This is a genomic window from Flavobacterium ammonificans (assembly GCF_020886115.1).
Classification (GTDB): Bacteria; Bacteroidota; Bacteroidia; order Flavobacteriales; family Flavobacteriaceae; genus Flavobacterium; species Flavobacterium ammonificans.
Map to the genome: position 1 here is coordinate 838,595 of NZ_AP025185.1, position 26,216 is coordinate 864,810.

A 26,216-nucleotide genomic window follows, 5' to 3' on the forward strand; every position below is an offset into this window, starting at 1 on the left:
AAAGAATTATTTAATTTAAAAATCCGCTTGAATTACCTAAATCAAGCGGATTTTTTTAGTTTCTTCCTTTTTCGTTTGGGTATAAAACATCTAAATTTTCACTTTGCCAATAGGCTTTAGAATCTACATCCATAATCGTTAACGGTCCTTTAAAAGCGGCTCCAGTATCTACATTCCATACATTCGCCATCTGAACAGGAATTGTTTTTCCAATTCTTGAAACAGGCGTGTGACCAATATATATTTCGTTATATAGGGCAAAGCGTTTAGGATAAGCAACATCAGTTATTTTCATGGTTTTATCCAAGGCCAATGCTGTTTCCCAGAGGGTTCTGTCCCAATAAAAAAGATTAGGGAAATATTCAAAATCAACACCATTCATATTGGTAAATCCGGCATGAATGAACAATCTATTTTTTTCGTCTAGATGGTAATCTTCTAATGATTCGATGAAAGCGATATGGGCTTCTAAAGTTTTCCCATCTCTTTTTTGATAAGCCGTTACTGTAGCTTCTCCGCCGTGCTGATACCATTGCGGATTGTCGGTTCCGTTTTTGAGCCACTCCAACAATAAATCATCATGATTGCCACGAATACAAATAATGTTATGCGACTTTTTCATGGAAATAAGTAAATCAATCACCTCTGGCGATTGGCTCCAGCCATCTACATAATCACCTAAAAAAATCAATTTGTCATGTGGGCTGACTTTAGCTCTTTCTAAAATTTGATGTAAGGCACGCAAGCCTCCATGAATATCTCCAATAACTAATGTTCTCATATAAATATTTATAAAGAACGATTCACAATTCCTGATGACGCCTGTGCAGTTGGCATAACAATCAAATCTGCAATATTCACATGATACGGTCTTGACACCACAAAATGGATAATATCAGCTATATCTTCTGCTTGCAAAGGAGCAAATCCTTTGTATATATTTTGCGCTTTCTCATCATCGCCTTTAAAACGTACATTACTAAACTCCGTTGAGACCATTCCAGGATGAATGGCACCCACGCGAATTCCAAATGGATTCAAATCCATTCGCATTCCTTGGTTCAAAGCATCCACAGCGTGTTTGGTAGCACAATAGACATTTCCGTTAGGATACACTTCTTTGGCAGCGGTAGAACCAATGTTGATGATGTGTCCTGATTTACGCGCTATCATTTGTGGAATAATCGCTTTGGAAACATACAACAAACCTTTGATATTTCCGTCAATCATAGCGTCCCAATCGTCTAGATTACCATTTTGAATAGGGTCCAAACCGTGGGCATTTCCTGCATTATTAATCAAAATATCAATTGAAGAAAATGCTTTGGGGAGTGATTCAATTTGCTCAGAAACTGCTTTTTTATCGCGCACATCAAATTGTAAAGTATGCACTTCGGTATGTGAGGAAAGTGTTTTTTGAAGTTGATCCAAACGATCTTGGCGACGGCCACAAAGTACTAATTTGTAATTATTTTTAGCTAAAATCTCAGCGGTTGCTTTACCAATTCCGCTTGTTGCTCCTGTAATTAAGGCTATTTTGGTCATTGTTTCTATTTTATTTAAGGTACATTTTTACCCATACTTTCTGTCCAAATTGCAAACCAATCTTCTTTTTCAAGAGGTAATTCAGTTGCTTTCATTAAGGCTTGAATTCGTGCTACATTTACCGTACCGGCAATTGGAATTACTTGGGCGGGATGTTGTAAAATCCAGGACAACAAGATCGTATCTGAACCCACTTCATATTTTGCAACCAATTGCGCCAATAATTTTTTCATGCGTCGGGTCTGCTCATTGTCTTCTCGAAACACACTACCTAATGGGTTCCACGACATAGGACGAATACCATGAGTTTGCATATAGTCTAAACTCCCATCTAACATTGCCTCATGATGGGACGCAGAGAATTGAATTTGGTTAAAACTAACTTCGGTTTTTTGACGAATTAATTCGGTTTGTGACGTAGTGAAATTCGACAAACCAAAATCGATAATTTTCCCATCAGATTTTAATTTCGTTACTGCTTCGGCAATTTCGTCAGCCTGCATCAAAGGACTCGGGCGGTGCAATAAAAGCACGTCTAAATAGTCTGTCGCTAAGTTTTTCAACGAATTCTCTACGGACCAAATAATATAGTCTTTGGAATATTCGTAATGTTTTATAGAATTGTTCCGGTTTTTGGTCACCATTTGGATACCACATTTCGAAATCAATTGAATTTTAGATCGGTCAAATGTGCTTGAAACCAAAGCTTTTCCAAAATCAGCTTCCGTGGTATAATCACCATAAATATCGGCATGATCAAAAGTTGAAATTTTGTTTTCGAGGCAAAGATGGATAATATTATCCATTTCTTTAGTATTGAGTTTTTTATCCCAAATCCCCCAGTTCATTACTCCCGCAATTATGGGAGATAAAGTCGATTTACTCATAGTAGTATTGCCTCTTTTACGTTTTTATTTCAAGTATTTTAATCCGATTTTAATCGAGATTTTAAAAATAGATAAATTTGATCATAAATCCACCTTTAAATTAGGTTTTTAGCTAAAGTTTTAACCATTCTTTAACATCGTACTTCTAAAAAATAATTCAATTTGCACTCGCAAATGGCAACCACATTAAAAATGGTTTAAAATATATCACAATGGAAGAGAATACAGCGTCTTTAGACATTAGAGCAATCAACGAGAAAATAGAAAGAGAAAGTGCTTTTATTGATCTCCTAACTATGGAAATGAATAAAGTAATTGTAGGTCAAAAGCACATGGTGGAACGATTGTTAATTGGGCTTTTGGGTCAAGGACATATCTTGTTAGAAGGGGTTCCTGGACTGGCTAAAACTTTGGCAATTAATACGCTTTCGCAAGCTGTAGCTGGTTCGTTTAGCCGAATCCAATTCACACCAGACTTATTGCCTGCCGATGTAGTGGGAACGATGATTTACAACATCAAGCAAAATGAATTCTCAATTAAAAAAGGACCGATTTTTGCCAATTTCGTCTTAGCGGATGAGATTAACCGTGCGCCAGCCAAAGTGCAATCAGCTTTATTAGAGGCGATGCAGGAAAAACAAGTGACTATTGGCGATACTACTTTTAAATTAGATAAGCCATTTTTAGTTTTGGCTACGCAAAACCCAATTGAGCAAGAAGGAACCTATCAGTTGCCAGAAGCACAAGTCGATCGTTTTATGTTGAAAACAGTGATTGATTATCCAAAAATGGATGAAGAGCGTTTGGTGATTCGTCAGAATTTGAGTGGTAGCTACGAAAAAGTAAACCAAGTCGTTTCTATCGAACAAATTTTACGCGCACAAGAGGCAGTTCGTGAAGTGTATATGGATGAAAAAATCGAGAAATATATTTTAGATATTATTTTCGCTACGCGTTATCCAGAAAAATACAAACTAGCCGACTTGAAGCCGTTGATTAGTTTTGGTTCTTCGCCACGTGGAAGTATCAACTTGGCAAATGCCGCTAAATGTTATGCCTTCATTAAACGCCGTGGGTATGTTATTCCAGAAGACGTTCGTGCCGTTGTTCATGATGTATTGCGACACAGAATTGGTGTTACTTACGAAGCAGAAGCTGAAAACATTACTTCTGTGGATATCATCAACAAAATCGTTAACGAAGTTGAGGTTCCCTAAAAGTAATTAGTCAAAAGCCATTAGCAAGTCTGATGCCTATTGCCTATTGCCTAAATAACAAAATGGATACAAAAGACCTACTCAAAAAAGTCCGAAAAATAGAAATCAAAACCCGAAGATTGAGTGATCATATCTTCTCGGGAGAATACCATACGTCTTTTAAAGGACGTGGAATGACTTTTAGCGAAGTACGTCAATACCAATATGGAGATGATATTCGTGCGATTGACTGGAATGTTACCGCACGTTATAACGAGGCACATGTTAAAGTTTTTGAAGAAGAACGTGAATTGACGATGATGTTAATGGTTGATATTTCGGGTTCAGAGAGTTTTGGTTCCAAAAATCAGTTTAAAAAAGACATTGTCACAGAAATTGCCGCTACTATGGCTTTTTCTGCAACGCAAAATAATGATAAGATTGGGTTAATTCTATTTTCAGATGAAATCGAATTATACATTCCACCCAAAAAAGGCCGCTCGCATGTGTTGCGAATCATTCGCGAACTCATCGAGTTTGAACCTAAAAGCAATAAAACCGATTTGGCACAAGCCCTAAAATTCTTGTCGGGAACACAAAAAAAGAAAGCTATCGTTTTTGTTATTTCTGATTTTATGACTCAGGAATACGAACAAACATTGAAAATAGCTTCAAAAAAGCACGACATTACTGGAATTCGAGTATATGACATTCGCGAAGAAAAAATGCCGAATTTAGGCATGGTTCCTATGTTGGACGCCGAAACAGGAGTAGTCCAATTAGTAGATACAGGTTCTAAATCGGTTCGTTTGAACTATGAAAAACACTATTACGATCGAGTGAATTATTTTAAAGAAACCTTCAGTAAATCAGGCGCTGGAGTCGTGAACACCCGAGTTGATGAAAGTTATGTAACCAAATTATTAGGGTATTTTAAATCGAGATAGAGATTTTAGATTAAGTAGTATTTTAAATAGTAAAATCAAAAATCACTAATCGTTAATCAACAATCAGAAATCAAAATTTCTGAATAGAATAAATGAAAAAAATAGCATACATAGTATTGTTTCTAATTTCCACTTCCCTTTTTGCACAAAAAGTGACAACGGCTTTGGACACAACGCGCAATAAAATTGGCGCCGAGTTCAAATTGACCTTGAAAGCTTCCGTTGATACTGCTGCCAGAGTGGTTTTTCCTAAATTGAAAAACTTTGGAGCATTGGAAGTGATTCGTTCGTATCCAATAGATACTATTTGGAATGACGATCGCTACGAATTGGTTAAAATATATGGCTTAACCCAATTTGATTCTGGGAAATATACTATTCCAAGAGTGCCAATATTGATTAACAAAAAACCCTTTTTTTCCGACTCACTTTTGGTTGAGGTAGCTAATGTGAAAGTAGATACGTTACAACAAAAAATGTACGACATCAAGAACATTGTGGCAGCTGAGAGTCATTGGGGAAATTGGTGGAAGTATTTATTAGCGATTATAATCCTTGCAGGAATAGGAGCTTTCGCGTACTGGTACTTTAAGAAAAGGCAAAACAAAGAGACTGAAGAAGAAGTCTATAAAACACCTATCGAAAAAGCAACCTCTTTATTGACCATTTTGGAGCAAAAAGAATTGTGGCAAAACGGAGAAATCAAAGAATATTATAGTGAATTGACAGACATAGCTAGAAACTATATCGAAGAGGCTATCGAAATTCCAGCGATGGAAAGTACGACTTCGGAACTGATTACTGCTTTGAGAGCGGCTTCTGTCAAAAAGAAAATGACACTTTCTAAAGAAACAATCGAAAACTTAGAACGTGTTTTAAAACAAGCCGATTTGGTAAAATTTGCTAAATCTAAACCGCTTGATTTCGAAATCACCGAGGATAGGAATAAGATTCAAAAAGCGATTTTAACTTTGGATAAGGCGATTCCAGTTGATGTGCCTGAAGAGGAAGATTTGCTATTAAACGAGGCGCAAAGACAACAGCAAATCCAATTGCAATTAAAGAAAAAGAAAGCGAAACAAATTCGTACTGCGATTGTTTCAGTAGTACTTTTACTTGTTTTAGTAACCGGATTTTTTGTGGTAACTCGTGGTTTTGGATATGTTATCGATACTGTTTTTGGTCGTGAAACCAAAGAATTATTAGAAGGCGAATGGGTAAAAAGTGAATACGGAAATCCAGGAATTCTAATTGAAACTCCTCAAGTGTTAAAACGTATTGATGCTGAAAAAGTGTTGCCAAAAAACACCATGGCGTTGATTAAAGAAATGCAGTTGTTTCAATATGGCGACATGATGAATGGGTTTTACATTATGGTTTCTACCAGTCAATTCAAACAACCAACGGATATTGATTTGGCAAAAGCCATGGAAGGAAATTTAAAAATAATTGAAGCCCAAGGCGGTCAAAATATTATCGTTAAACAAGAAGACTTTGAAACCGAAAGCGGTGTACAAGGTATGAAAGGTTATGGGACGATGTCTATGTTAAATCCTTTGACCAAGTCGAGTGAAAAAGTATATTATGAGATTTTATACTTCAAACAAAATCAAGGATTACAACAAATTATGATTGTATTTCCTGAAGGCGATCAATACGGAAGCGCCATTGCAGAGCGAATGTTACAATCAGTTGAACTAAGACAAGCCAGTAATTAATGGAAAAATTAAGTTTTTTAAATCCAGATTTTTTTTGGTTGTTGTTGTTGATTCCAGCGGCAGCTGCTTGGTTGTACTTGAAAAGAGACCAACAAACGGCGACTTTAAAAATAAGTTCAACGGAAGGGTTCTCAGGTTCTAAATCGTTTTTTGTGAAGTTGTATCCCTTTTTAGGGGTATTTCGTTTATTGGCATTGACGGCTTTAATTGTAGCGATGGCTCGACCAAGAACGGTGGATATTAGTAACAAAACCAAAACAACAAAAGGAATTGATATTGTAATGGCGATTGACGTTTCGGGAAGTATGTTAGCCAAGGATTTGAAACCGAACCGAATGGAAGCTTTGAAAAAAGTGGCAGCTAGTTTTGTTGACGAAAGACCCAATGACCGAATCGGATTAGTAGTCTATGCTTCTGAAGCGTATACTAAAACTCCGGTAACAAGTGATAAAGCGATTATACTGCAAGCGATAGAAAGTATCAAATACGATAATGTATTGCAAGACGGAACGGGAATCGGAATGGGATTGGCGACAGCCGTAAACCGTTTGAAAGATAGTAAAGCCAAAAGCAAAGTGATTATTTTATTGACTGATGGTGTAAATAACGCTGGATTTATTGAGCCAGAAACAGCTTCTGATATTGCAAAGCAATACGGAATCAAAGTCTATACAGTGGGAATTGGAACCAATGGAATGGCTGAATTTCCGTATGCGATTGCACCTAACGGACAATTTTTATTCCGTATGATGCAAGTAGAAATTGACGAACAGTTAATGAAAAATATTGCGCGTAAAACAGACGGAAAATATTTCAGAGCGACAAGTAACAATAAGTTAGAAGAAATATATGCAGCCATCAATAAATTAGAAACTACAGAAATTGAAGAGTTGAAATTTTATGATTATGATGAAAAATACAGACCCTTTGTTTGGTTAGCAGGTTTTTTATTGTTGCTAGAATTAGGATTGCGAAATACGGTTTACCGATCATTTATTTAAATTATTTAAACACAAAGATCACAAGGAACGCACAGGGCACACAGTAGATTTTGAATATACAACATAGAAAATAGTGAACTTAGTGTAATTACTTAGTGAACTTAGTGGTTAAAAAGAGAAATTCAATAATGGAATTAGACGAGAAAAAATATTTGTACTTACTTTTCCTACTACCAATTTTGGTGTTGGTTTTTCTTTTCAATCAATATTGGAAGCGAAAAAAGCAACGTGAATTTGGCGACTTAGAATTGGTACAACGATTGAGTCCAGATAGTTCGGTATTCAAACCGATTTTAAAATTAGGGGTCTTACTTTTGGCATTAGCAGCTTTGATTTTGGGCTTGGTCAATCCAAAAGTTGGAACTAAAATGGAAACCGTTAAACGCGAAGGGATCGATATTGTTTTTGCAATAGATGTATCTAAAAGTATGCTCTGCGAAGATGTAGCTCCTAGCCGTTTAGAGAAAAGCAAACAATTGGTTTCTCAAATTATTAATCAATTGGGTAACGACAGAATAGGGATTGTAGCTTACGCGGGGAGTTCGTTTCCTGTCTTGCCTATTACAACCGATTATAGTGTTGCCAAAATGTTTCTACAAAGCATGAATACCGATATGGTTTCATCTGTTGGAACTTCTTTGGATGAAGCGATACGATTGTCAGCCACCTATTTTGATGATAAAAAAACGAGCAAGTTATTGATTTTAGTTTCGGATGGAGAAGATCATTCTGAGGGCGCTGAAGCTGCTGCGGAAGAAGCTAATAAATTGGGCATTAAAATCATAACAATAGGAGTAGGAACTCCAAATGGTGGAACTATTCCGTTGCGTCGTAATGGTGTAATGGAAGGCTTAAAAAGAGATAGTAATAACGAAGTAGTTATTACCAAATTGAACTCAGAAAGTTTGACCGCCATTGCAAAAGCGACTAAAGGTGGTTATGCCAATGGAGCTAATACAAAAGAGGTGATTGACTATGTGAAAAACGCCTTAAACAACATTGAAAAAACCGAATTTGAAGCTACTCAAATGGCCGATTTTCAGTCGCAATTTCAGTGGTTTTTAGGATTTGCATTTGTGTTGTTGTTTGCAGATGTTTTTCTATTGGAACGCAAAACTAAATGGGTAAACCGACTCAATTTGTTTAATGAAAAGGAACAATAAAATGATGAAAAAGGTAATTGTATCGATTTTGCTCGTGTTTTCTTTGGCGATTACAGCCCAAGAGAAAGACGCTCTTTTGCCAAAAGCGAATGAAGAGTTTGCAGCAAAAAACTATGCCGATGCCGAAGCCAACTATAGAATTTCACATTCTAAATTTCCAAGAAGAACGGTTGCATCCTATAACTTAGGAAATGCAATTTATCGTCAAAACCAGTTTTCGGAATCCAAAATAGCATTTGCCAATGCTTTAAAAACAATTAGAACCTATCCTCAAAAACACAAAGCCCTTCACAATCTTGGTAATGTGTTTATGAAAGAGAAGAATTATTCACAGGCGGTCGAAGCCTATAAAAATGCGCTTCGCAATAATCCTGAAGATGAAGAAACGCGATACAATTATGCTTTGGCAAAAAAAATGCTAAAAGACAATCCACCAAAAGACGACAAGAATAAAGATAAAGACAAAAACAAGGACAAGAACAAAGACAAGGATAAAAAAGACGACAAGAAAGACGGAGAAAATAAAGATAAGAACAAGGATAAAGGCGATCAAAATAAAGATAAAAAAGAAAATCAGGGAGATAAAGAAAAGAAAGACGACTCTTCCAAGAATCAAGGTCAGCCTAAACCTAATCCAGGTGGAATTTCACAACAACGCGTTCAAAATTTATTGGACGCCGTGAATAATGAAGAAAAGAAAGTTCAAAATAAAGTTAATGCCCAAAAAGTAAAAGGAAAACCAGTTCAAACAGAAAAAGACTGGTAAGTAATTTGAAATAAGAATGCCATTTTATAAATAATGAAAAAATACATACTGCTATTATTAATCAGTTTCCAAGGACTTCTGGCTCAGGTAGAATTTGAGGCAAAAGTCAGTAGAAACACGCTCGGACTCAACGAAAGACTTCGAGTAGATTTTATAATGAATGTAGACGGAGATAATTTTGTTCAACCCAATTTCGAAGGTTTTCGAGTAATTGCAGGACCCAGTCAGCAAATTAGTCAATCGTGGATTAACGGACGAAGTTCGTTTGAAAAAGTATACTCTTATTTTTTATTGCCTTTGCAAAAAGGGAATTTGGTGATCAAACAGGCGGTCATTGAGTTCAATGGACAATTGTATAAAACGGCTCCTGTTCGAGTTACAGTTACTAGTCCAGTACAACAACAAGCCGATCCAAACGATCCGAATGCACCACAAATTTCAGCCGACAATAATATCTACCTTGTCGCCGATATTTCTAAAACCAATCCGTATATCAACGAACCGATAACGGTGGTGTACAAATTGTATTTCAGCTACAATATTGGAATCTCCAATTGGCGTGAATTAGACAAACCGAAATACAATGATTTTTGGAGTCAGAATATTGACATCAAGCAGTTAGTTGCCGAAGAAGGAATGTTCAAAGGACAACGTTATCGTTATGTAACCTTACGTAAAACAGTATTGTATCCTCAAAAATCAGGGCGTCTAAAGATTGAACCATTAGCACTAGATATTGATGTGCAATTGCCAACTAATCGTAGAGATATGTTTGGTCGTGTAATGATTACCGAAGGCAACAAACGCGTTTCAGCAGGAACCAAAACGATAATGGTAAAAGCACTTCCTGAAGCTGGAAAACCAGAAGGATTTACTGGAGCAGTTGGTAATTTTGATTTTAAAGTAACGCCTACTAAAACGGATTTAAAAAACGGAGAAAGTTTAGATTTGGTTGTGAGTGTTAGTGGGAAAGGAAATTTAAAATTATTTGATTTGCCTAAACCAGTAGTTCCTAATGCTCTCGAAATGTACGATGCGGTTCATAAAGAAGCAGTCAATACTGGTTTATCAGGAATGTTAGGAAAAATCTCGGATAGTTATACAATTGTACCTCAATACAAAGGAAAATATATTGTTAAGCCAATGCAGTTTAGTTATTTTGACTTAAGTTCAGGAAGCTATAAAACGCTAACATCAAAGGAAATACTGATTAATGTTTTGGACGGACCTACAGCTACAAATGCGGTAGCATCGAATTCAGCTGGAAATAAAAACAAAATTGAAAAAGCAGAGCAGTTCAAATTCATTAAATTGAAAACAGAATTAGAACCATTAAAACGCCAAGATTTCTTTGGATCGCTATGGTATTATATTTTGTTGGCAGTGCCATTTATTGCATTACCAATACTAGTACTTCTTAGAAAAAGAAAAAAAGCATTAGATAGCGATGTGACTGGAAACAGAATCCGAATGAACAACCGATTGGCTAAAAAATATTTGTCAGAAGCCAAAAAACAAATCCATAATAAAGAGCCGTTTTATGTGGCTTTGGAAAAAGCAATGCACAATTTCTTGAAAGCCAAATTGCATATTGAAACTTCGGAAATGAGTAAAGACAACATTCAAGAATTGTTGTTGTCTCGCAATGCCAATCCAGATGTAGTTACTGATTTTATTGCCTTGACAGAAAGTTGTGAGTTGGCTCGTTATGCACCAGCCTCAAGCACGTCAATTCAAAATGATTTTGATAAAGCAGTGGTGATTATTTCAGAATTGGAAAAACAGATTGTTTAAACACTAAGGACACAATGAAACATTTAGTTTACATATTTTTGTTCATCTCTTCTTTTTTATTCGCTCAAAGCGGATTTGAAAAAGGGAATGTTTTGTATCAAAAAGGGCAATACGAACAAGCGATTCAAGCCTATGAAAGTGTGTTGGATTCGCGTCAGCAATCAGCGGACTTGTATTTCAATTTAGGAAATTGTTACTATAAATTGAATAAAGTGGCGCCCTCAATCTACAACTATGAGAAAGCATTGGTGTTGGCTCCTGAAGATGCAGATATAGCAAACAACCTAAAATTTGCTCAAAAACTAACCATTGATGAGGTAAAAGAAGTTCCGAAAGTGGGTTTTGCCAAACTACTTCATGATTTTACAGGGATGTATCATTACAATACTTGGGCTTGGATTTCTATTGTCTTTGGATTGATGTTTTTAGGATTTTTTATTGGTTACTATTTTTCGCTTGCTGCCGTATTAAAACGCATTTTCTTTTTTGGAATGTTTGTATGGGTTTTATTTTTATTAGTTAGTGTTGGAGCTGCTATTTTTGAAAGAAATCATTTTGTAACGGACCGACCAGCCATCGTTTTTGCGGAAGTTACTGAAGTGAAGAGCGAACCTCAAAAAGCTAGTCCAGCTACTTTTATTTTACACGAAGGAACTAAAGTCTTTGTAAAAGAAATCTTGGGGAAATGGAAAAAAATTGAACTTACAGACGGCACTGAAGGTTGGATTGAGTCTGGAGCTATCAGAGAAGTGAAATAAGGGTTTATTTCATATTAATATTTGGTTTAAATGAAGATTTCCTAATAATTAGATTTGTTTTTATCTCTATTGTTTTATGAATTATTGTGCTTGGGGAGTTAATCTCTTCAATCAAATAGTCTACAGAAAGTTTCCCAATTCTATTTCCAGGCTGATCAACACTAGTAAGATTTGGTTTAATTATTGTACAAAATTTTGAATTACTAAAACCAACAACTGCTATTTCTTCAGGAATTTTTATTTTATGTTTTTTCAATTCTTGAATAGCACCAATTCCGGCTTCATCGCTTATTGTGAAGATAGCATCCGGAACTTCTTGACAGCTTAAAAGATTTCTTGTAAGTCTCCTTCCTTCTTCAATTGAAAGATTCTCGCTACTCATAATCAAATCTTCATTAATGATAATCTGATTTTCTTTTAATGCTTTTAAGTAGCCTTGGTATCTTCTCTCAGATATATTCGAAGTGTCTGATTCTTTAATAATTGCAATTTTTGTTTTACCCACATTTATTAAATGTTGAACAGCTTTATAGGAGGCGTCTTCATCGTCAATTACAATTTGAGTACAAGGAACTTTAGATGAAATTCGATCAAACATAATCAATGGAATATGTTCCATCATTTCTAGAATTTCATCTACGTTTTTTGTTTTTTTTGTTAATGACAATAAGATGCCATCTACTCCAAATTGAATCATTGTTTCCATTAATTCCGATTGTTTTTGTTCGTCATTAAATGATTCGCAAATAATAACCCGGAATCCATTTATCTCGGCATTTTGAATAATTCCTCGCAATAAAGTAGCGGTAAAGCTATGCTCTATATTTGGAATTATGACACCTATAATATTTGATTTATGGGATCTAAACCCTTTTGCAAATAAATTGGGGATGTATTTAATTTTATTGGCATACGATTTCACTCTTTCTTTAGTTTCGTCACTAATGTCTGGATGATCATTTAACGATCTTGAAATAGTAGATATAGATAAGCCTAGATCGGTAGCTATCTTCTTTAAAGTAACAATGTTTTTTTTAGACATAGAATCAAATTAAAAATCTAAATTATGTAATTCTTTTTATTTCCGCAAACGTTTGTGCAAACGTTTGCGTAATTATTTTGCAATAATTGAGAATCTTTTTATGTTAAACCCACATAGTTTTGACAAGCAAATAGCATTAATTTAATCAACCAAAAATTATGAAAAATTTTATCAAAGTAATTATTCTTTTGATAGGAATTAGTTCCTACTCACAAACAACAGTCAAGGGAGTCGTGACTGATGAAAAAAACAATCCTCTCCCACAGGTAAATGTTCTTATTGTTGGGAGCAATGCTGCAACTTCTACGGATGTTGATGGAAAATTTTCAGTAGTAACCAATTTAAAGGGAATCCAAAAAATTAAGGTAACTTACTTAGGTTTTTTATCTCAAACAAAGAGTTTAGATGTGTCTTCTAATAGTACTTTAAATTTCGTAATGAAAGAAAGTTCAGAAACTTTAAACGAGGTAGTAATGACTGCTACATCGGTTAAACGTTCTCAAAAAGAAACACCATTGTCTATTACTTCATTTAGTGCAAAAGATTTAATTAAGTTAAATACAAGTAGCCAAGCTAATATTTTAAGAAGTGTACCTGGAATCACAACAGAAAATGGTGGTGGTGAGGTTGCGTCTAACGTTTTTGTTAGAGGTTTACCATCTGGAGGACAATTTCAGTTTAACCCATTGCAAATTGACGGAATGCCAGTTCTTTCTACTTTCGGTTTGAACTCATCTGCGCATGATGTTTATTTTAGAACGGATATTGGGATGAAGAGCTTGGAATTTGTTCGTGGAGGCTCTTCAGTTCTTCACGGAGCAGGATCAGTAGCTGGTATTATTAACTATACAAGTGAAACGGGTTCAGAAGAGGCAAAAAATATTTTGAGAGTTGAAACAGGTAATAATTCAAGATATAAAGCAGACTTTCTTTCTAGTGGTCAATTAGGAGGGAAAGATTCAAATTTATTTTATGCATTAACAGGATTTTATAGATATGACGAAGGCCCAATCAAAACTGGTTTGCCAACGGAAGGGTATCAAATAAGAGCTAATGTGAAAAAAGTTACCGAAAAGGGTTCGATTACTTTCTCTGGTCAAATTATTGATGACAAAGTTCAATTTTTTCTACCTTACCCACTTATCGGAGGGTCAAGAGAAAGACCTATAGGAAGTGATGGTAAAGAGATTATCACGCTTCAAACCGCTGCAGTTTCTAATATTTCTTACGCTACACCAGATGGTATATTTACATCTAGAATAAGAGATGGTGTTGCTACTAAGGGTGGATACTTTATGACAAACTTTATACATAATTTCTCTGATAGCTTTACTATAGACACTAAAGTTAGAAAGTCTAAATACGATCATCAATTTAACTTTTTTACTGATGGAAGTGGTGTTTCAGGAGCGAAAGCGGTAGAAACTCAAAGCCAATATAAGGCTGCTAGAAGATTAACATCAGGAAACTTCACTTATTTAAATGGGCAAGCATTACCAGCTAGTGCACGTTTGTATGAGAACAGAATTGTAGATAGAATTCGTCCTTTAGATGAATTGGTTTCAGAAGTTAAAGTTATTAAAAAGATCAATAATCATACATTAACAGGGGGGACATTCATGTCTAGATCTTCTGCTGGAGATTTAAATATTACAACTAGTTATTTGAGTGAGTATACTAATACACCTCAGTTAATTAATCTATCTGGTTACACTAGAAACGGAGTTACTAATACAGGAACATCGTATTTGAATAGAAATCTAACTAGCAATAAATTAGCATTCTTTTTAACAGATCAAATTAAATTAGAAAAATGGAATTTTGATTTTGGGATTAGACACGAATCGGTTTCGGGGACAATTGAAAATGAAAAAACAGCCAATTTTACTTCAGGAAATACGGGTATACCAGGAATAGATGTAGTTCAATGGGGAACAGGAGCATTTCAGCGCGCTAAAGTTTCAACTGATGATTATGCAATCTCTTTAGCAGCACTATATAAAGTAAACTCAAATTTAAGTGCTTACGCTAACTACTCTAAAGGGTATTTCTTTCCTGAATTACGTTCTGTGAGATTCAATGCTTTAGATCAACCAGCTACATATTCTCCTGAAAAAATCATTCAATCTGAAGCAGGGGTAAAATATGGTAATGGTACTTTTTCTGGGACACTTGCTTTGTACTCTGCGAATTTATCAGACAGAAGGAATGTACAATTTATAAACGATCCTGCAAATCCAGGAGGCTTTATTGAAAAAGTAGATATGCAAGACACTGAATCCTATGGAATTGAAGGAACATGGAATTGGAGATTCACTGAGGGATTCTCTTTTAATGGTGGATTTACTTATCAAAAGCATGAGTTAACAAAATCTGAAAACAATCCTTTATTTGTAGGAAATAAAATTGCAAGACAGCCTGATTTTATGGGAAAACTTGGGTTTTCTTATGACAAATCTAACTTTGATTTAAACCTTGATTATAATTATGCAGGGGATAAATTCACTAACGATGCTAATACAATCAAATTAGACGGTTTTGGAATTGTTGATTTAGGTATAGGATATACTTTTAAAGTTGGCAATGAAAAAGAAACATTAAGATTAGGAGTACAGTCATTTAACTTATTTAATTCAGCTGGAATTACAGAAGGATCTCCAAGACTTGGTGAGAACCAAACGGAAGAAGAGTTTTTCGTAGGCCGACCAATCATTCCTAGAACAGCAGTTGTTAATTTAACTTTTAACTTCTAGTGTAATAATTTAAATAAATTTTTAAGATGCCTAGATATTATATCTAGGCATCTTTTATAAAACCTAAATACTATGTCAATTGGATTAATTGAACAAGCTCAAAACATTCTAAATACAAATTCTCAACCAGGAGGCTATACAATTCCATGTAAAGGTTTATATCCATTTCAATGGAAATGGGATGCGGGATTTATTGCAATTGGATACGCACACTATGACATAGAGAAAGCCAAAACGGAAATCACTAGTTTGCTGAGCTCCCAATGGTTAAATGGATTTATTCCACACATCGTTTTTCATCAAGAAAGCGACACCTATTTTCCAGGTCCCGATTTCCATCAAGCAGAGTTAAATCCTTTGTCAAATAAAAATTATCCATCAACAGGAATGACTCAGCCACCTGTAGTAGGATTTACACTTGAAAAAATATATCATATTGCAAAAGACAAAAAGGATATTTTAGATTTTATAAAAGATAATATCGATAAAGTATATAATAGTCATAACTATTTTTACAGCTGTAGAGATCCAAAAAATGAAGGATTAGTATACATTTATCACAATTGGGAATCAGGTACAGATAACTCGCCTGTATGGGATGATATATGGTTAACAATGAATCCTCCCGAATATAAAGTTGAAAGGAAAGATATTAAAATAGTAGATCCTTCAGAGCGACCTACCAACAGAGAATACGATCATTATTTACATATTATCGATATAGCTAAAGAGCATAATTACGATGATAAAAAAATTGCAGAACTTTCACCTTTTTTGGTTCAAGATCCTCTTTTTAATACCTTGTTAATCAAATCAAATCAATCCTTGATTAATCTTTATCAAATTATTGGAGGGAATGAAGATAAAATCAAACAATTGAAAGAATGGCAAACGAAAAGTATAAATTCATTTAATGATAAATTATATAATGCTGATTTAGGGGCTTATGTGTATTATGATTTAAGAAATGAAAAATACATCAATCAAATAAGTTCGTCTTCTTTTGCTCCATTATATGCAGGAATACCTTCAAAAGAGCAAGCTGCAAATATCGTAGCAACCATGTTAGATAAGTTTGGCGGTGAGAATCGCTATTTATGTGCATCATTTGATCCAGAAAGTGATCGTTTTAATCCAAAGAAATACTGGAGAGGTCCTGTTTGGATTAATATGAATTGGTTTTTGTATTATGGGTTGTTGGACTATGGCCACGATGAGTTGGCAAATAAAATTAAGTCTGACAGCTTAGAGTTAATTTCAAAAGCGGGATTTTATGAGTACTTTAACCCCAATAAAGAAGTATATGAATTTGAAAATGGCGGTTATGGCGGAAGTGATTTTTCATGGACGGCTGCTTTATATTTAGATCTAATTAACAATTAAAAATAGGAAATATGAATTCGATTGATTATCTAATTGTAATTATCTATTTAGCCTTAATGGTCTATTTAGGAATACGGTTTAAAAAAAATTCAGAGAGCAATGATTATTTTCTAGGAGGTAAAAGTTTTGGGTGGTTTAGCCTTTGCTTATCTACTATGGCAACACAACTTTCCGTAATCAGTTTTGTTTCTGCTCCAGCATTTGTTGGATTGAGAGAAGGAGGAGGGATGCAATGGCTCACTTTTGAATTTGGAGTTCCTATAGCAATGATTATTTTAATTACTATTATTGGACCTGTTCTTTATAATTCGGGTATTGTAAGTGTTTACGAATTTTTAGAAAAAAGATTTAATAGAACATCAAGGCTTTTAATTAGTAGTATGTTTTTAATTAGTAGGTCTTTTGCTACTGGGGTAACCATATATGCAGTTGGATTAATTTTGTCTTCCATTTTGCAAATTTCTTTTTGGCAAACTATGGTAATTGTAGGATTCATTACAATTATTTATTCTCTTGAAGGAGGAATGAAAGCTATCGTTTATAGCGAAGTGGCACAAATGATTATAAAATTTATGGGAATAATCATTATCATTATTGCAGGACTATATTATATTGGTGGCTGGGGTAATTTCCTAACCCATTTAGATTATGACCGACTTACTGTTATTGACTTTTCAAAGTCAGGATTTGACGGATCAGAGTATGGTTTTTTTCCGATGCTTTTCGGGGGTATATTTCTATATACTTCTTACTATGGAACTGATCAAATTCAGGTTCAAAGATTATTATCTGCTAAAAACGAGTTGACAGTAAAAAAATTATTACTCTTCAACGGTTTATTTAGATTTCCTATCACTTTAGCCTACTGTTTTGGAGGATTAATTTTAGGAGCATTTGCGAATTCGAATCAAAATTTCGCCAATCTTATTCCGGCAGAAAAACCAGATTTAATGATTCCATTATTTATCACTAACTATCTTCCGCATGGTATAATTGGAGTTATAGTGGTTGCAATAATTGCAGCAGGAATGTCTGCTTATAGCTCCACATTGAATTCTCTTAGTGCAGTTACTATGGAAGATTTTGTTACCAAAAAATGGGATACTTCTGGAAAGAAATATGTACTATATAGTAAGTTAACTGGTTTAGGATGGGGTTTATTAACCATGTTTTTTGCTTTTTATGTTGGCGATATTGCTAAAACGGTAATTGAAGCAATAAACAAAATCGGATCCATGTTTTATGGTCCAATCCTAGCGATGTTTTTATTGGCAATTATTGGGAACAAGATTAAAGCTACGGCAGCGAATATAGGACTTGTTTGTGGGGTATTAACTAATGTAGTGATTTGGTTGTTTTTTGAAAATATTTTCTGGTTTTGGTGGAATGCCATTGGTGCATTAGTAACCTTATTTTTAGGGACTTTAATTAGTTTTATTTTACCTCAACAAAACAACGCATCAAATTCTAAGATCACTTTAGGAAAATTATTAGTTAAAGAGAATATAATTTTGTTTGTGTTTTTCTTGTTGATTCTTACGTTCTGTTATTTATTGCCAATTGTGTTAGTTAAACCCTAACTAAAAATGAAAATAATATTAGCTCCTGATAAATTCAAAGGGTCACTCTCTGCAGTCGATGTATGCAATGCTATCGAAAAAGGCATAAAAAGGTTTGATCAATCCGTTGAAATTATCAAACATCCATTAGCCGATGGCGGCGAAGGTACTTTAACAATTCTAAATGATTTTTTCAAATTAAAGGAGAGAAACGTAATTGTAAATAATCCCTTATTTCAGCCTTGCGAGGCAACGTATTTGGTCAGTAATGATACTGCTTACATTGAAATGGCCACCGCTTCAGGACTTCAATTACTTTCTGAAAATGAGAGAAATTGTTTTTATACAAGTACCTATGGAACGGGAGAATTAATTCTAGATGCAGTTAATAATGGGTTTAAAAATATAATATTATTTATTGGTGGTAGCGCTACAAATGATGCCGGTATTGGAATGGCTTCAGCATTAGGTTATGAATTTTATGACATTAACAATCAAATAGTTGAGCCCATAGGGAAAGAACTTATTAATATTAATAGTATAGAAAGAAAAAATCTGAAGATTGACCTTAATTCTATTAAATGCACGGTTATCTGTGATGTGAAAAACGAATTATACGGACCTAATGGGGCTGCCTATATTTATGCATCTCAAAAAGGAGCTACATCATCACAAGTGGATCAATTAAATCAAGGATTAATTAATTTTAGTAATCAAGTAGAATTGTTTTTAGATAAAAAGATTGCTACAATTCCAGGAGCTGGAGCTGCTGGTGGATTAGGAGCTGGAGCCATTTGTTTTTTAAATGCAAAACTTCAATCGGGAATTGATTTTGTTATGGAGCATACTAATTTTAATACAATAGTTAATTCTGATATTGACTTAATTATTACAGGAGAAGGCAGTGTAGACAAACAAACAATAGAAGGTAAGGTAGTTAGTGGAGTTGCTAGTAAAGCTTCTTTATTTAATATCCCTTTTATTATTGTTTCCGGCATCGCTAAGGACGTCAAACAAATACAAAATGAATTGAATCCAAACGCAATGTATTCCATAATGGAGACAGGCGTTACTCAAAAAGAGGCAATAGCAGAAGCTTCAAAATATTTAAATGACATTGGATTTCATTTGATTCAGCAATTTACTAGTAATAAAAATAATTAATAATGATTTTAGAAATACATTCAGAAGACAATAAAGACTCAGTATTTAATAAAGTACAGCATTTTTTAAAGCAAAATGAATTTAAAATATCCAATCAAGATCAGTCCAGACCTTGGGGAGGTTTTTTTGTAATTGATGAAAATCAAGCCAGTTATTTTGCATCCGTTTTCTTTCCTCATTTAAAAATGTCAGAAATCCAAGTTACTGCTAAATTGAGTCCTAAAATATTAATCGTAGCTCCAAAAGAGCGTTTGTCCTGGCAATTTCATTACCGAAGGTCAGAAATTTGGAAAGTAATTAACGGACAAGTGGGTTTTGTGAGTAGTATGAATGACAGTGAAAATCCAAGTCAAATTCTTGTTACGGGCGATTGTGTTATGTTAGAAAAAGAAGAGCGCCATAGACTAATTGGTCTTGAATCTTGGGCCGTTATTGCAGAAATATGGCAACATACAGATTTAGAAAATCCATCTAACGAAGAAGACATAGTTCGACTTCAAGATGATTTTGGGAGATAGTTCATTTTTATGGTTATGGTTTGTTTAAAATGAATTGATTATACCCGTTATTTATAACGGGTATTTTTATTTCGTAGTCGCTTTTTGATACAATTTCTGAATTGAAGGAAAAATAAAATCAGCTGTTTTTTGAATTGGATTAAAGAAAATAGAACGATCTAAAGTTTCTTTTTTGGCTAAAAAATGATTGTAATTGATCTTTTCGAAAACACTAAAAAAGATACTCACTATTAAAACTGTTTTTAGCACTCTGAAAAAGCCACCACCAGCCTTGTTGATCCAACCCAAATAAGCGAAACTTACCAATTTAGTCAAAAACTTTCCTGCTAAAGACACACCAATTATCACTACCAAAAAAGTAAGGATAAAAGCAATAACTTGGATGGAATACGGATTCCACTTGACTACTCCCGCAAGTGCCGTTTTTGCCATAGACGAAAATTGGAAAGCCAAATAAATTCCTACAATTAAAGAAAAAAAAGAAGCTAGTTCTACAAAAAGTCCGTTTTGAATGCCTTTGAACGCTGCATAGATCAATAATGTCCCAATAATAATGTCTAAAAAACCCATAGTTGAATTGTATAAAAAACCCAAAGATAAAAGAATTGTCGATTGTCCATTCTCAATTTTCTACTTCTTATCTTTGTAGCTCAAATTTGGTTTCTTTTTGCAATTCGTAAATCGTAAATCGTAAATCGCACATCCAATGTCAAGAGACGCACAATTAAAAGAACGCTGGGAACAGCTTGTAACTATATTATCCGATCGGTTTTCGCAAGGCGAAGATTTGGATTTGGATGCCATTATTTATTTAATAGGAATTCAAGAATTAGGAAAATTGCATCGCGAATTCAAGAAAGACGAAAAACTCAATCTGATGCACATTGCTATTTGTAGATTGCTAGAACCGTATGGCTATTACGAATTTGAATTTTTCGACGAAGAAGGTTGGCCTCATTACAAAGTAAAAGAGGAATTACCGCCTTTAAAAGCTGGAGAACAATCGGTATTAATGAAAGAGGCGATTGTGAATTATTTTCTGGAAAGAGAATTAATTAAGTAAGAGCGTTAGTAGTAAATACCAATCGAGGTTTCACTTTTCACTAAAAAAACGTAATTTTGCACCTTTACCAAAAGACGGATGATAGATAAGATAAAAGAATATATTAGCGAAGCACAAGGGTTTTCCTCACAAGATCCAGCAGAACTAGAAGCTTTCAGAATTAAATTTTTAGGAAGTAAAGGACTTTTAAAAGAGTTATTTGCCGAATTTAAAAATGTTCCTAATGAACAGAAAAAAGAATTTGGACAAGTAATTAATTTATTAAAAACCTCTGCTGAAGACAAAGTAAAGTCTATTCAAGAAGCCTTAGAAAGTAAAGAAGAAAGCAAAGGATTTTATGGTGATTTAACTCGTGCTGCTGAGCCGGTTTTGATAGGATCACGTCATCCAATTTCATTGGTTAAAAACCAAATCATCGATATTTTTTCTACTGTTGGTTTTAACGTGTCTGAAGGTCCAGAAATCGAAGACGATTGGCACAACTTTACTGCCTTGAACTTGCCAGAATACCATCCGGCTAGAGATATGCAGGATACTTTTTTTATTCAAACCAATCCTGATATTTTATTGCGTACGCATACTTCATCTGTTCAAGTGCGTTATATGGAAAATAACAAACCGCCAATTAGAACTATTTCTCCTGGGCGTGTTTTTCGTAACGAAGCGGTTTCGTCACGTTCCCACTGTATTTTCCACCAAGTAGAAGGCTTGTATATCGACAAAGACGTTTCTTTTGCTGATTTAAAACAAACCTTATTGTATTTCACCAAAGAGATGTTTGGCAAGTCAAAAATTCGTTTGAGACCGTCTTATTTTCCTTTTACAGAACCAAGTGCCGAGATCGATATTTATTGGGGCTTGAAAACGGAAACGGATTACCGTATTACTAAAGGAACAGGTTGGTTAGAAATTGGAGGTTGCGGAATGGTTGATCCTAATGTTTTGAAAAATTGCGGTATTGATCCAGAGGAGTACAATGGTTTTGCTTTTGGAATGGGAGTGGAACGTATTGCCATGTTGCTATACCAAATCGGAGATATTAGAATGTTTTACGAAAATGACGTTCGTTTCTTGGAACAATTCAAATCAATAGTATAAAAAAATAATTCGCCCTTTTTGAAGTAATATTTAGAAAGGGTTTTTTACAATATGAAGAAAGACATCATCATCCCCGAAGTAGAAAATGTTTTCATGGCGGTCGTTCAAGAATGGAGCGATGAGTTCATGGAAAAAGTCTGGTATGCTTATTTAGTAAATGATTCTGATTTCCAACTAGACGGAGTAATGGTCGTTTCTAAAGCATTTGGAACCATTGATGGAGAAATGAAAAAAACCTCGCTTTTGCGTCATGCTTTTGCTGAAATCCCTGAGGTTTCGGTGGCTAAAATCGAATTGATTGAAAAAAGCGTATTGGCTTTAAACAATGAGTTTATGGTCACTTTTTTTATAGGCAATACTTTGTATGACAAGAAATTTATTTTCAAAGCAAATAGTATAAACGAAGCGAATCAGGAAGAAGTGCCAATTCTATTTGTAGACGGCGTAATTGTTCGATAATATATCCTACAACAAACTGCAGATCAGCGGAATTAGTATAATCAGTGAATCTGCGGTTTTTCTTTTATATGGTTTAAAATTCTATTTTCCTTCACGGCGTTTTTTAGCGGTCCAGCTAGAATAGCCCAACACAAAAACCCCAAAAACAATATAACCAACGGCTCTAAAATAGTAACCATAGTCTGCTAATTGGACTGCAAGCGGCGTGGTTTCAGACAGGTACCAAGTAGAAAACCCTATCATGAAAAGTCCCCAAAAAACGCCTGTTTTAACCTGATATTTCCATCTGTCGCTCATAATTATTGTATTTAATCCAGTTGATCTGTCAAATTTTTGAATACTTTTTTGGCATTTTTTCCTTCGTATAAAACACTATACACGGCGTCAATAATGGGAGTTTTAGCGCCATAGCCTTGATTCAATTGGTAGGCACTTTTAGTAGCATAATAGCCCTCAGCCACCATACTCATTTCCATCATAGCACTTTTTACAGTATAGCCTTTCCCAATCATATTTCCGAACATTCTATTTCGAGAAAAAACGGAATAACCAGTAACCAATAAATCGCCTAAATAAGCCGAATCATTGATGTTGCGTTTCATTTTATGGACTTTTTTGATGAACTTTTTCATCTCTCGAATCGCATTACTCATCAAAACCGATTGGAAGTTATCTCCATAGCCTAGACCGTGAGCCATACCTGCAGCTACTGCGTAAATGTTTTTTAACATCGCTGCATATTCAGTGCCAATAATGTCATCGGTAATTTTAGTTTTGATGTAATTGCTGGATAGATTTTTAGCTACAATGGTTGCTTTTTTAGGATCTCCACATGCAATAGTTAAGTAGGAAAGACGCTCTAATGCTACTTCTTCGGCATGGCAAGGGCCAGTTATAACTCCAATATTTTCAAATGGAATTCCGTAATTGTTGTGAAAATGTTCTCCAACAATTAAACTGGTTTCAGGAACAATACCTTTAATAGCTGAGAAAATGATTTTGCCTTCAAGCGAACGGGTCAAATTACCCAATTCAGTTTCCAAAAAAGCTGAAGGAATTGCAAAAATTAGATAGTCGGCATAAGCAACGGCTTCGTTAATATCGTGGGTTAATTTTAGTTTATTGGTATCAAACTCAACCGAACTTAAGTAATTCGGATTGTGTTTTTCGGTTTTGATATGTTCAATTGCAGCTTCGTTACGCATGTACCAAGAAATCTCAGGTACATTAGCACATAACATTTTTGCAATAGCGGTAGCCCAACTACCTCCACCAATAACTGCAAACTTTAAATTTTCGGTCATTTTGTGTTTTGGATTTAATCAAAAGTAGGAAAAAAAATAAAAAGCACCAATTTATTAGTGTTCTTACGCCAATAATAGAAGGCTGTTTAGAATTGTAAGCAGTTGAATTGTAAAAAAATAAATATCCACACACAATAAAAATGTACTATTTTACGTTATAAAGTATTAAGTGTCATTATTTTGTATTTAAATCTACTTTGAGTTAATTAGTTTTGTTTTTTGTATTTGAAAAAGGCGTTCCACAAATGAGCTAGTAGAACGTCTTTTTATTATTTACTAATAGCTCAATTCTACAATTTCACGTAGTTTTTCTAAAGTAATATTTTGTCTTTCTCCTAAAGCTTTCCAGTCCCTTTCTTCAAATCTGTTGACAATAAAATCAGCAGTATTTTCAATATTGGAAGCGTTTTCAGAGATTTTAGTTTTCATACCCATTGTATGGTAAAATGCTACTGTTGCTTCAATGGCTTGACGTGCAATTTCTTCATCAGTTCCAGTCAATTGGAATACTCTTTTACCGTATTGCGTTAATTTTTCTTTTTTGGTTTCAAACAAAACACGGTAAAGATTAGGACCAATAATAGCTAATGTTCTAGCATGGTCAATATTGTACAACGCAGTTAATTCGTGTCCAATCATATGTGTTGCCCAATCTGAAGGAACTCCTTTTTGTATCAATCCATTTAATGCCATGGTACAACTCCACATAAAATTAGAAGCTAAGGCATAATCTGTTGGATTTTCAACCACATCAGGACCTATTTCAATTAATGTTTGTAAAATACTTTCGGCGATGCGGTCTTGTAGAAATCCTTTGTGAGGATAAGTTAAATACTGTTCCAAAACATGAACATATGCATCAATCACGCCATTTTGCAATTGTCTTTTTGGTAAAGAAGCAATTACAGTTGGATCACAAATAGAAAATTTTGGAAACATGGCTGAGCCTCCAAAGTCGCGTTTCTCTTGAGTCGCTTTTATGGAAACTACCGAACCTGAATTCATTTCACTTCCTGTAGCAGGTAAAGTCAGAACGGTTCCAAAAGGCACCACATCAGCACCTTCTTTGAAGATGATTCTTTTTTGAAGAATGTCTAATGGATTGCCTTCAAATTTGGCAGCAGCCGAGATGAATTTTACGCCATCAATTACACTTCCGCCCCCAACAGCTAGTATGAAATCTATTTTTTGTTCGCGAATGATTTCCACCGCTTTCATTAAGGTTTCGAAATACGGATTGGCTTCAATTCCACCAAATTCCACCACGTCAAACCCTTCTAATGCCGATTTTACTTGATCGTAAATTCCGTTTTTAAAAATACTTCCGCCGCCATAGGCTACTAAGATTTTTGATTTTTTAGGAATTAAAGTGCTTAATTTTTCTATTTCTCCTTTTCCAAAAACTAATTTGACAGGATTGTATAATTCAAAGTTTAACATAAGAGTAAGTTTTAATTAAAGATACACTATTGCATAGTTGTTTATGATGAACGACTGTTAATTGTAGTATTTTATTTTTTGTAAAAATTGTTGTGATCAATGTATTCCCAAACTTTTGGAGTGAGCAAAGGCAATACATTTTTTCCTTTTTTGATATTTTCTCTAATAGATGTAGAAGAGATTTCTACAACCGGAGCATCAATCAAATGGATTTTCGAATGGTTTTTAAATAACGTATTTTCAGCTGTAGCGTCTAATCTTGGATAGACATAGATTTCGTGATGCACCAAAATAGCTTCGTAATTTTTCCATTTATGAAACGACTTCAAATTGTCTTCGCCCATAATTAAGGAGAACGCATGCTCAGGATATTTTTCTTCTAAGTGAACTAAGGTATTCACCGTATAATTGGGTTGCGAAAGTTTGAATTCAATATCGGAAGGTTTGATTTTCGGAAAATCTTCCGTTGCCAAAAACACCATTTCTAATCGGTGATGATCAGCTAAAAGAGTACTTTTCTTTTTTAACGGATTGTGTGGAGTAACCACCATCCAAACTTGATCTAAATCGGCATGCTCCGCCATGTGATTGGCAATAATCAAATGCCCCACATGAATGGGATTAAACGTTCCGAAATAGAGACCTATTTTCATTTTTC

25 protein-coding genes are annotated in these 26,216 nt (G+C 34.5%); 16 read left to right on the forward strand and 9 right to left on the reverse strand.

Annotated features, from left to right (window positions below; genetic code table 11):
• Positions 1–55 precede the first annotated feature (55 nt).
• Genes LPC20_RS03510 through LPC20_RS03520 form a run of 3 tightly spaced genes read right to left on the reverse strand, consistent with a single transcriptional unit; the run spans position 56 to position 2,432 of the window.
• Complete coding sequence (locus LPC20_RS03510) at positions 56–781, reverse strand: metallophosphoesterase family protein (RefSeq protein ID WP_229326558.1); 726 nt, start codon at positions 779–781, stop codon at positions 56–58.
• An 8-nt stretch (positions 782–789) separates the two neighbouring features.
• Entirely contained in the window at positions 790–1,545 is a 756-nt protein-coding gene (locus LPC20_RS03515) for an SDR family NAD(P)-dependent oxidoreductase (protein ID WP_229326560.1), read from the reverse strand.
• A 14-nt stretch (positions 1,546–1,559) separates the two neighbouring features.
• Positions 1,560–2,432 (reverse strand): aldo/keto reductase, encoded by an 873-nt coding sequence (locus LPC20_RS03520; protein WP_229326561.1) that lies wholly within the window; start codon positions 2,430–2,432, stop codon positions 1,560–1,562.
• A gap of 212 nt (positions 2,433–2,644) precedes the next feature.
• Here LPC20_RS03520 and LPC20_RS03525 point away from each other — a divergent pair, with 212 nt between their 5' ends.
• From LPC20_RS03525 to LPC20_RS03560, 8 genes are all read left to right on the forward strand, one after another.
• Entirely contained in the window at positions 2,645–3,649 is a 1,005-nt protein-coding gene (locus tag LPC20_RS03525) for an AAA family ATPase (protein ID WP_229326562.1), read from the forward strand.
• 62 nt (positions 3,650–3,711) lie between these two features.
• The gene (locus LPC20_RS03530) at positions 3,712–4,575 is read left to right on the forward strand and encodes a DUF58 domain-containing protein (protein ID WP_229326563.1); all 864 of its coding nucleotides are present in this window, start codon (positions 3,712–3,714) and stop codon (positions 4,573–4,575) included.
• A 92-nt stretch (positions 4,576–4,667) separates the two neighbouring features.
• Positions 4,668–6,293 carry a hypothetical protein gene (locus LPC20_RS03535; RefSeq protein WP_229326564.1) on the forward strand — a complete coding sequence of 542 codons (1,626 nt, stop codon included), beginning with the start codon at positions 4,668–4,670 and terminating at the stop codon, positions 6,291–6,293.
• Positions 6,293–7,294, forward strand: coding sequence for a vWA domain-containing protein (locus LPC20_RS03540; RefSeq protein WP_229326565.1), 1,002 nt, complete (start codon positions 6,293–6,295; stop codon positions 7,292–7,294). The genes LPC20_RS03535 and LPC20_RS03540 overlap by 1 nt, the downstream gene beginning before the upstream one ends.
• A gap of 128 nt (positions 7,295–7,422) precedes the next feature.
• Positions 7,423–8,457 (forward strand): VWA domain-containing protein, encoded by a 1,035-nt coding sequence (locus LPC20_RS03545; protein ID WP_229326566.1) that lies wholly within the window; start codon positions 7,423–7,425, stop codon positions 8,455–8,457.
• Positions 8,441–9,223: a tetratricopeptide repeat protein gene (locus tag LPC20_RS03550; RefSeq protein WP_420827830.1), complete on the forward strand. Its 783-nt coding sequence runs from the start codon at positions 8,441–8,443 to the stop codon at positions 9,221–9,223. Before LPC20_RS03545 ends, LPC20_RS03550 begins: the two co-directional genes overlap by 17 nt.
• A 33-nt stretch (positions 9,224–9,256) precedes the next feature.
• A complete protein-coding gene (locus tag LPC20_RS03555; protein WP_229326568.1) occupies positions 9,257–11,017 on the forward strand; it encodes a BatD family protein in 1,761 nt (586 codons plus the stop codon).
• Positions 11,018–11,031: 14 nt separating this feature from the next.
• On the forward strand, positions 11,032–11,775 hold the full coding sequence (locus LPC20_RS03560; protein ID WP_229326570.1) for a tetratricopeptide repeat protein: 744 nt from the start codon (positions 11,032–11,034) through the stop codon (positions 11,773–11,775).
• A gap of 4 nt (positions 11,776–11,779) precedes the next feature.
• Here LPC20_RS03560 and LPC20_RS03565 read toward each other — a convergent pair whose 3' ends face one another.
• The gene (locus tag LPC20_RS03565; RefSeq protein WP_229326572.1) at positions 11,780–12,817 is read right to left on the reverse strand and encodes a LacI family DNA-binding transcriptional regulator; all 1,038 of its coding nucleotides are present in this window, start codon (positions 12,815–12,817) and stop codon (positions 11,780–11,782) included.
• A 158-nt stretch (positions 12,818–12,975) separates the two neighbouring features.
• Here LPC20_RS03565 and LPC20_RS03570 point away from each other — a divergent pair, with 158 nt between their 5' ends.
• From LPC20_RS03570 to LPC20_RS03590, 5 genes are all read left to right on the forward strand, one after another.
• Entirely contained in the window at positions 12,976–15,570 is a 2,595-nt protein-coding gene (locus tag LPC20_RS03570; RefSeq protein WP_229326573.1) for a TonB-dependent receptor, read from the forward strand.
• A gap of 72 nt (positions 15,571–15,642) precedes the next feature.
• Positions 15,643–16,953, forward strand: a complete 1,311-nt coding sequence (locus tag LPC20_RS03575) for an MGH1-like glycoside hydrolase domain-containing protein (protein ID WP_229326574.1) — start codon at positions 15,643–15,645, stop codon at positions 16,951–16,953.
• 11 nt (positions 16,954–16,964) lie between these two features.
• Positions 16,965–18,533, forward strand: a complete 1,569-nt coding sequence (locus tag LPC20_RS03580) for a sodium:solute symporter family transporter (RefSeq protein WP_229326575.1) — start codon at positions 16,965–16,967, stop codon at positions 18,531–18,533.
• Positions 18,534–18,539: 6 nt separating this feature from the next.
• The gene (locus tag LPC20_RS03585) at positions 18,540–19,676 is read left to right on the forward strand and encodes a glycerate kinase (protein WP_229326576.1); all 1,137 of its coding nucleotides are present in this window, start codon (positions 18,540–18,542) and stop codon (positions 19,674–19,676) included.
• Between the two features lie 2 nt (positions 19,677–19,678).
• On the forward strand, positions 19,679–20,194 hold the full coding sequence (locus LPC20_RS03590; RefSeq protein ID WP_229326577.1) for a cupin domain-containing protein: 516 nt from the start codon (positions 19,679–19,681) through the stop codon (positions 20,192–20,194).
• 66 nt (positions 20,195–20,260) lie between these two features.
• Here the strand turns inward: LPC20_RS03590 and LPC20_RS03595 are convergent, their stop codons facing one another.
• Complete coding sequence (locus LPC20_RS03595; RefSeq protein ID WP_229326578.1) at positions 20,261–20,764, reverse strand: CvpA family protein; 504 nt, start codon at positions 20,762–20,764, stop codon at positions 20,261–20,263.
• A 136-nt stretch (positions 20,765–20,900) separates the two neighbouring features.
• On the opposite strand from LPC20_RS03595, the gene LPC20_RS03600 reads away from it, so the two are divergent.
• The 3 genes from LPC20_RS03600 to LPC20_RS03610 all read left to right on the forward strand — a co-directional run bounded on the left by LPC20_RS03600 (position 20,901) and on the right by LPC20_RS03610 (position 22,814).
• Positions 20,901–21,257, forward strand: coding sequence for a hypothetical protein (locus LPC20_RS03600; RefSeq protein ID WP_229326579.1), 357 nt, complete (start codon positions 20,901–20,903; stop codon positions 21,255–21,257).
• A 78-nt stretch (positions 21,258–21,335) separates the two neighbouring features.
• Positions 21,336–22,355: a phenylalanine--tRNA ligase subunit alpha gene (pheS, locus tag LPC20_RS03605; protein WP_229326580.1), complete on the forward strand. Its 1,020-nt coding sequence runs from the start codon at positions 21,336–21,338 to the stop codon at positions 22,353–22,355.
• A 51-nt stretch (positions 22,356–22,406) separates the two neighbouring features.
• Positions 22,407–22,814: a hypothetical protein gene (locus LPC20_RS03610; protein ID WP_229326582.1), complete on the forward strand. Its 408-nt coding sequence runs from the start codon at positions 22,407–22,409 to the stop codon at positions 22,812–22,814.
• Positions 22,815–22,895: 81 nt separating this feature from the next.
• Here the strand turns inward: LPC20_RS03610 and LPC20_RS03615 are convergent, their stop codons facing one another.
• The 4 genes from LPC20_RS03615 to nadD all read right to left on the reverse strand — a co-directional run bounded on the left by LPC20_RS03615 (position 22,896) and on the right by nadD (position 26,211).
• Positions 22,896–23,111, reverse strand: coding sequence for a hypothetical protein (locus tag LPC20_RS03615; RefSeq protein ID WP_229326584.1), 216 nt, complete (start codon positions 23,109–23,111; stop codon positions 22,896–22,898).
• Positions 23,112–23,122: 11 nt separating this feature from the next.
• On the reverse strand, positions 23,123–24,118 hold the full coding sequence (locus tag LPC20_RS03620) for an NAD(P)H-dependent glycerol-3-phosphate dehydrogenase (RefSeq protein ID WP_229326586.1): 996 nt from the start codon (positions 24,116–24,118) through the stop codon (positions 23,123–23,125).
• A gap of 276 nt (positions 24,119–24,394) precedes the next feature.
• Positions 24,395–25,558 carry an iron-containing alcohol dehydrogenase gene (locus LPC20_RS03625; protein WP_229326588.1) on the reverse strand — a complete coding sequence of 388 codons (1,164 nt, stop codon included), beginning with the start codon at positions 25,556–25,558 and terminating at the stop codon, positions 24,395–24,397.
• Positions 25,559–25,629: 71 nt separating this feature from the next.
• Positions 25,630–26,211 carry a nicotinate (nicotinamide) nucleotide adenylyltransferase gene (nadD, locus tag LPC20_RS03630; RefSeq protein ID WP_229326591.1) on the reverse strand — a complete coding sequence of 194 codons (582 nt, stop codon included), beginning with the start codon at positions 26,209–26,211 and terminating at the stop codon, positions 25,630–25,632.
• Between the last annotated feature and the right edge of the window lie 5 nt (positions 26,212–26,216).

Excerpts from the sequence above, each read along its gene's own strand:
- LPC20_RS03510 (WP_229326558.1), bottom strand. The coding sequence starts at position 781 with ATGAGAACATTAGTTATTGGAGATATTCATGGAGGCTTGCGTGCCTTA.
- LPC20_RS03515 (WP_229326560.1), bottom strand. The coding sequence starts at position 1,545 with ATGACCAAAATAGCCTTAATTACAGGAGCAACAAGCGGAATTGGTAAA.
- LPC20_RS03520 (WP_229326561.1), bottom strand. The coding sequence starts at position 2,432 with ATGAGTAAATCGACTTTATCTCCCATAATTGCGGGAGTAATGAACTGG.
- LPC20_RS03525 (WP_229326562.1), top strand. The coding sequence starts at position 2,645 with ATGGAAGAGAATACAGCGTCTTTAGACATTAGAGCAATCAACGAGAAA.
- LPC20_RS03530 (WP_229326563.1), top strand. The coding sequence starts at position 3,712 with ATGGATACAAAAGACCTACTCAAAAAAGTCCGAAAAATAGAAATCAAA.
- LPC20_RS03535 (WP_229326564.1), top strand. The coding sequence starts at position 4,668 with ATGAAAAAAATAGCATACATAGTATTGTTTCTAATTTCCACTTCCCTT.
- LPC20_RS03540 (WP_229326565.1), top strand. The coding sequence starts at position 6,293 with ATGGAAAAATTAAGTTTTTTAAATCCAGATTTTTTTTGGTTGTTGTTG.
- LPC20_RS03545 (WP_229326566.1), top strand. The coding sequence starts at position 7,423 with ATGGAATTAGACGAGAAAAAATATTTGTACTTACTTTTCCTACTACCA.
- LPC20_RS03550 (WP_420827830.1), top strand. The coding sequence starts at position 8,441 with ATGAAAAGGAACAATAAAATGATGAAAAAGGTAATTGTATCGATTTTG.
- LPC20_RS03555 (WP_229326568.1), top strand. The coding sequence starts at position 9,257 with ATGAAAAAATACATACTGCTATTATTAATCAGTTTCCAAGGACTTCTG.
- LPC20_RS03560 (WP_229326570.1), top strand. The coding sequence starts at position 11,032 with ATGAAACATTTAGTTTACATATTTTTGTTCATCTCTTCTTTTTTATTC.
- LPC20_RS03565 (WP_229326572.1), bottom strand. The coding sequence starts at position 12,817 with ATGTCTAAAAAAAACATTGTTACTTTAAAGAAGATAGCTACCGATCTA.
- LPC20_RS03570 (WP_229326573.1), top strand. The coding sequence starts at position 12,976 with ATGAAAAATTTTATCAAAGTAATTATTCTTTTGATAGGAATTAGTTCC.
- LPC20_RS03575 (WP_229326574.1), top strand. The coding sequence starts at position 15,643 with ATGTCAATTGGATTAATTGAACAAGCTCAAAACATTCTAAATACAAAT.
- LPC20_RS03580 (WP_229326575.1), top strand. The coding sequence starts at position 16,965 with ATGAATTCGATTGATTATCTAATTGTAATTATCTATTTAGCCTTAATG.
- LPC20_RS03585 (WP_229326576.1), top strand. The coding sequence starts at position 18,540 with ATGAAAATAATATTAGCTCCTGATAAATTCAAAGGGTCACTCTCTGCA.
- LPC20_RS03590 (WP_229326577.1), top strand. The coding sequence starts at position 19,679 with ATGATTTTAGAAATACATTCAGAAGACAATAAAGACTCAGTATTTAAT.
- LPC20_RS03595 (WP_229326578.1), bottom strand. The coding sequence starts at position 20,764 with ATGGGTTTTTTAGACATTATTATTGGGACATTATTGATCTATGCAGCG.
- LPC20_RS03600 (WP_229326579.1), top strand. The coding sequence starts at position 20,901 with ATGTCAAGAGACGCACAATTAAAAGAACGCTGGGAACAGCTTGTAACT.
- pheS (WP_229326580.1), top strand. The coding sequence starts at position 21,336 with ATGATAGATAAGATAAAAGAATATATTAGCGAAGCACAAGGGTTTTCC.
- LPC20_RS03610 (WP_229326582.1), top strand. The coding sequence starts at position 22,407 with ATGAAGAAAGACATCATCATCCCCGAAGTAGAAAATGTTTTCATGGCG.
- LPC20_RS03615 (WP_229326584.1), bottom strand. The coding sequence starts at position 23,111 with ATGAGCGACAGATGGAAATATCAGGTTAAAACAGGCGTTTTTTGGGGA.
- LPC20_RS03620 (WP_229326586.1), bottom strand. The coding sequence starts at position 24,118 with ATGACCGAAAATTTAAAGTTTGCAGTTATTGGTGGAGGTAGTTGGGCT.
- LPC20_RS03625 (WP_229326588.1), bottom strand. The coding sequence starts at position 25,558 with ATGTTAAACTTTGAATTATACAATCCTGTCAAATTAGTTTTTGGAAAA.
- nadD (WP_229326591.1), bottom strand. The coding sequence starts at position 26,211 with ATGAAAATAGGTCTCTATTTCGGAACGTTTAATCCCATTCATGTGGGG.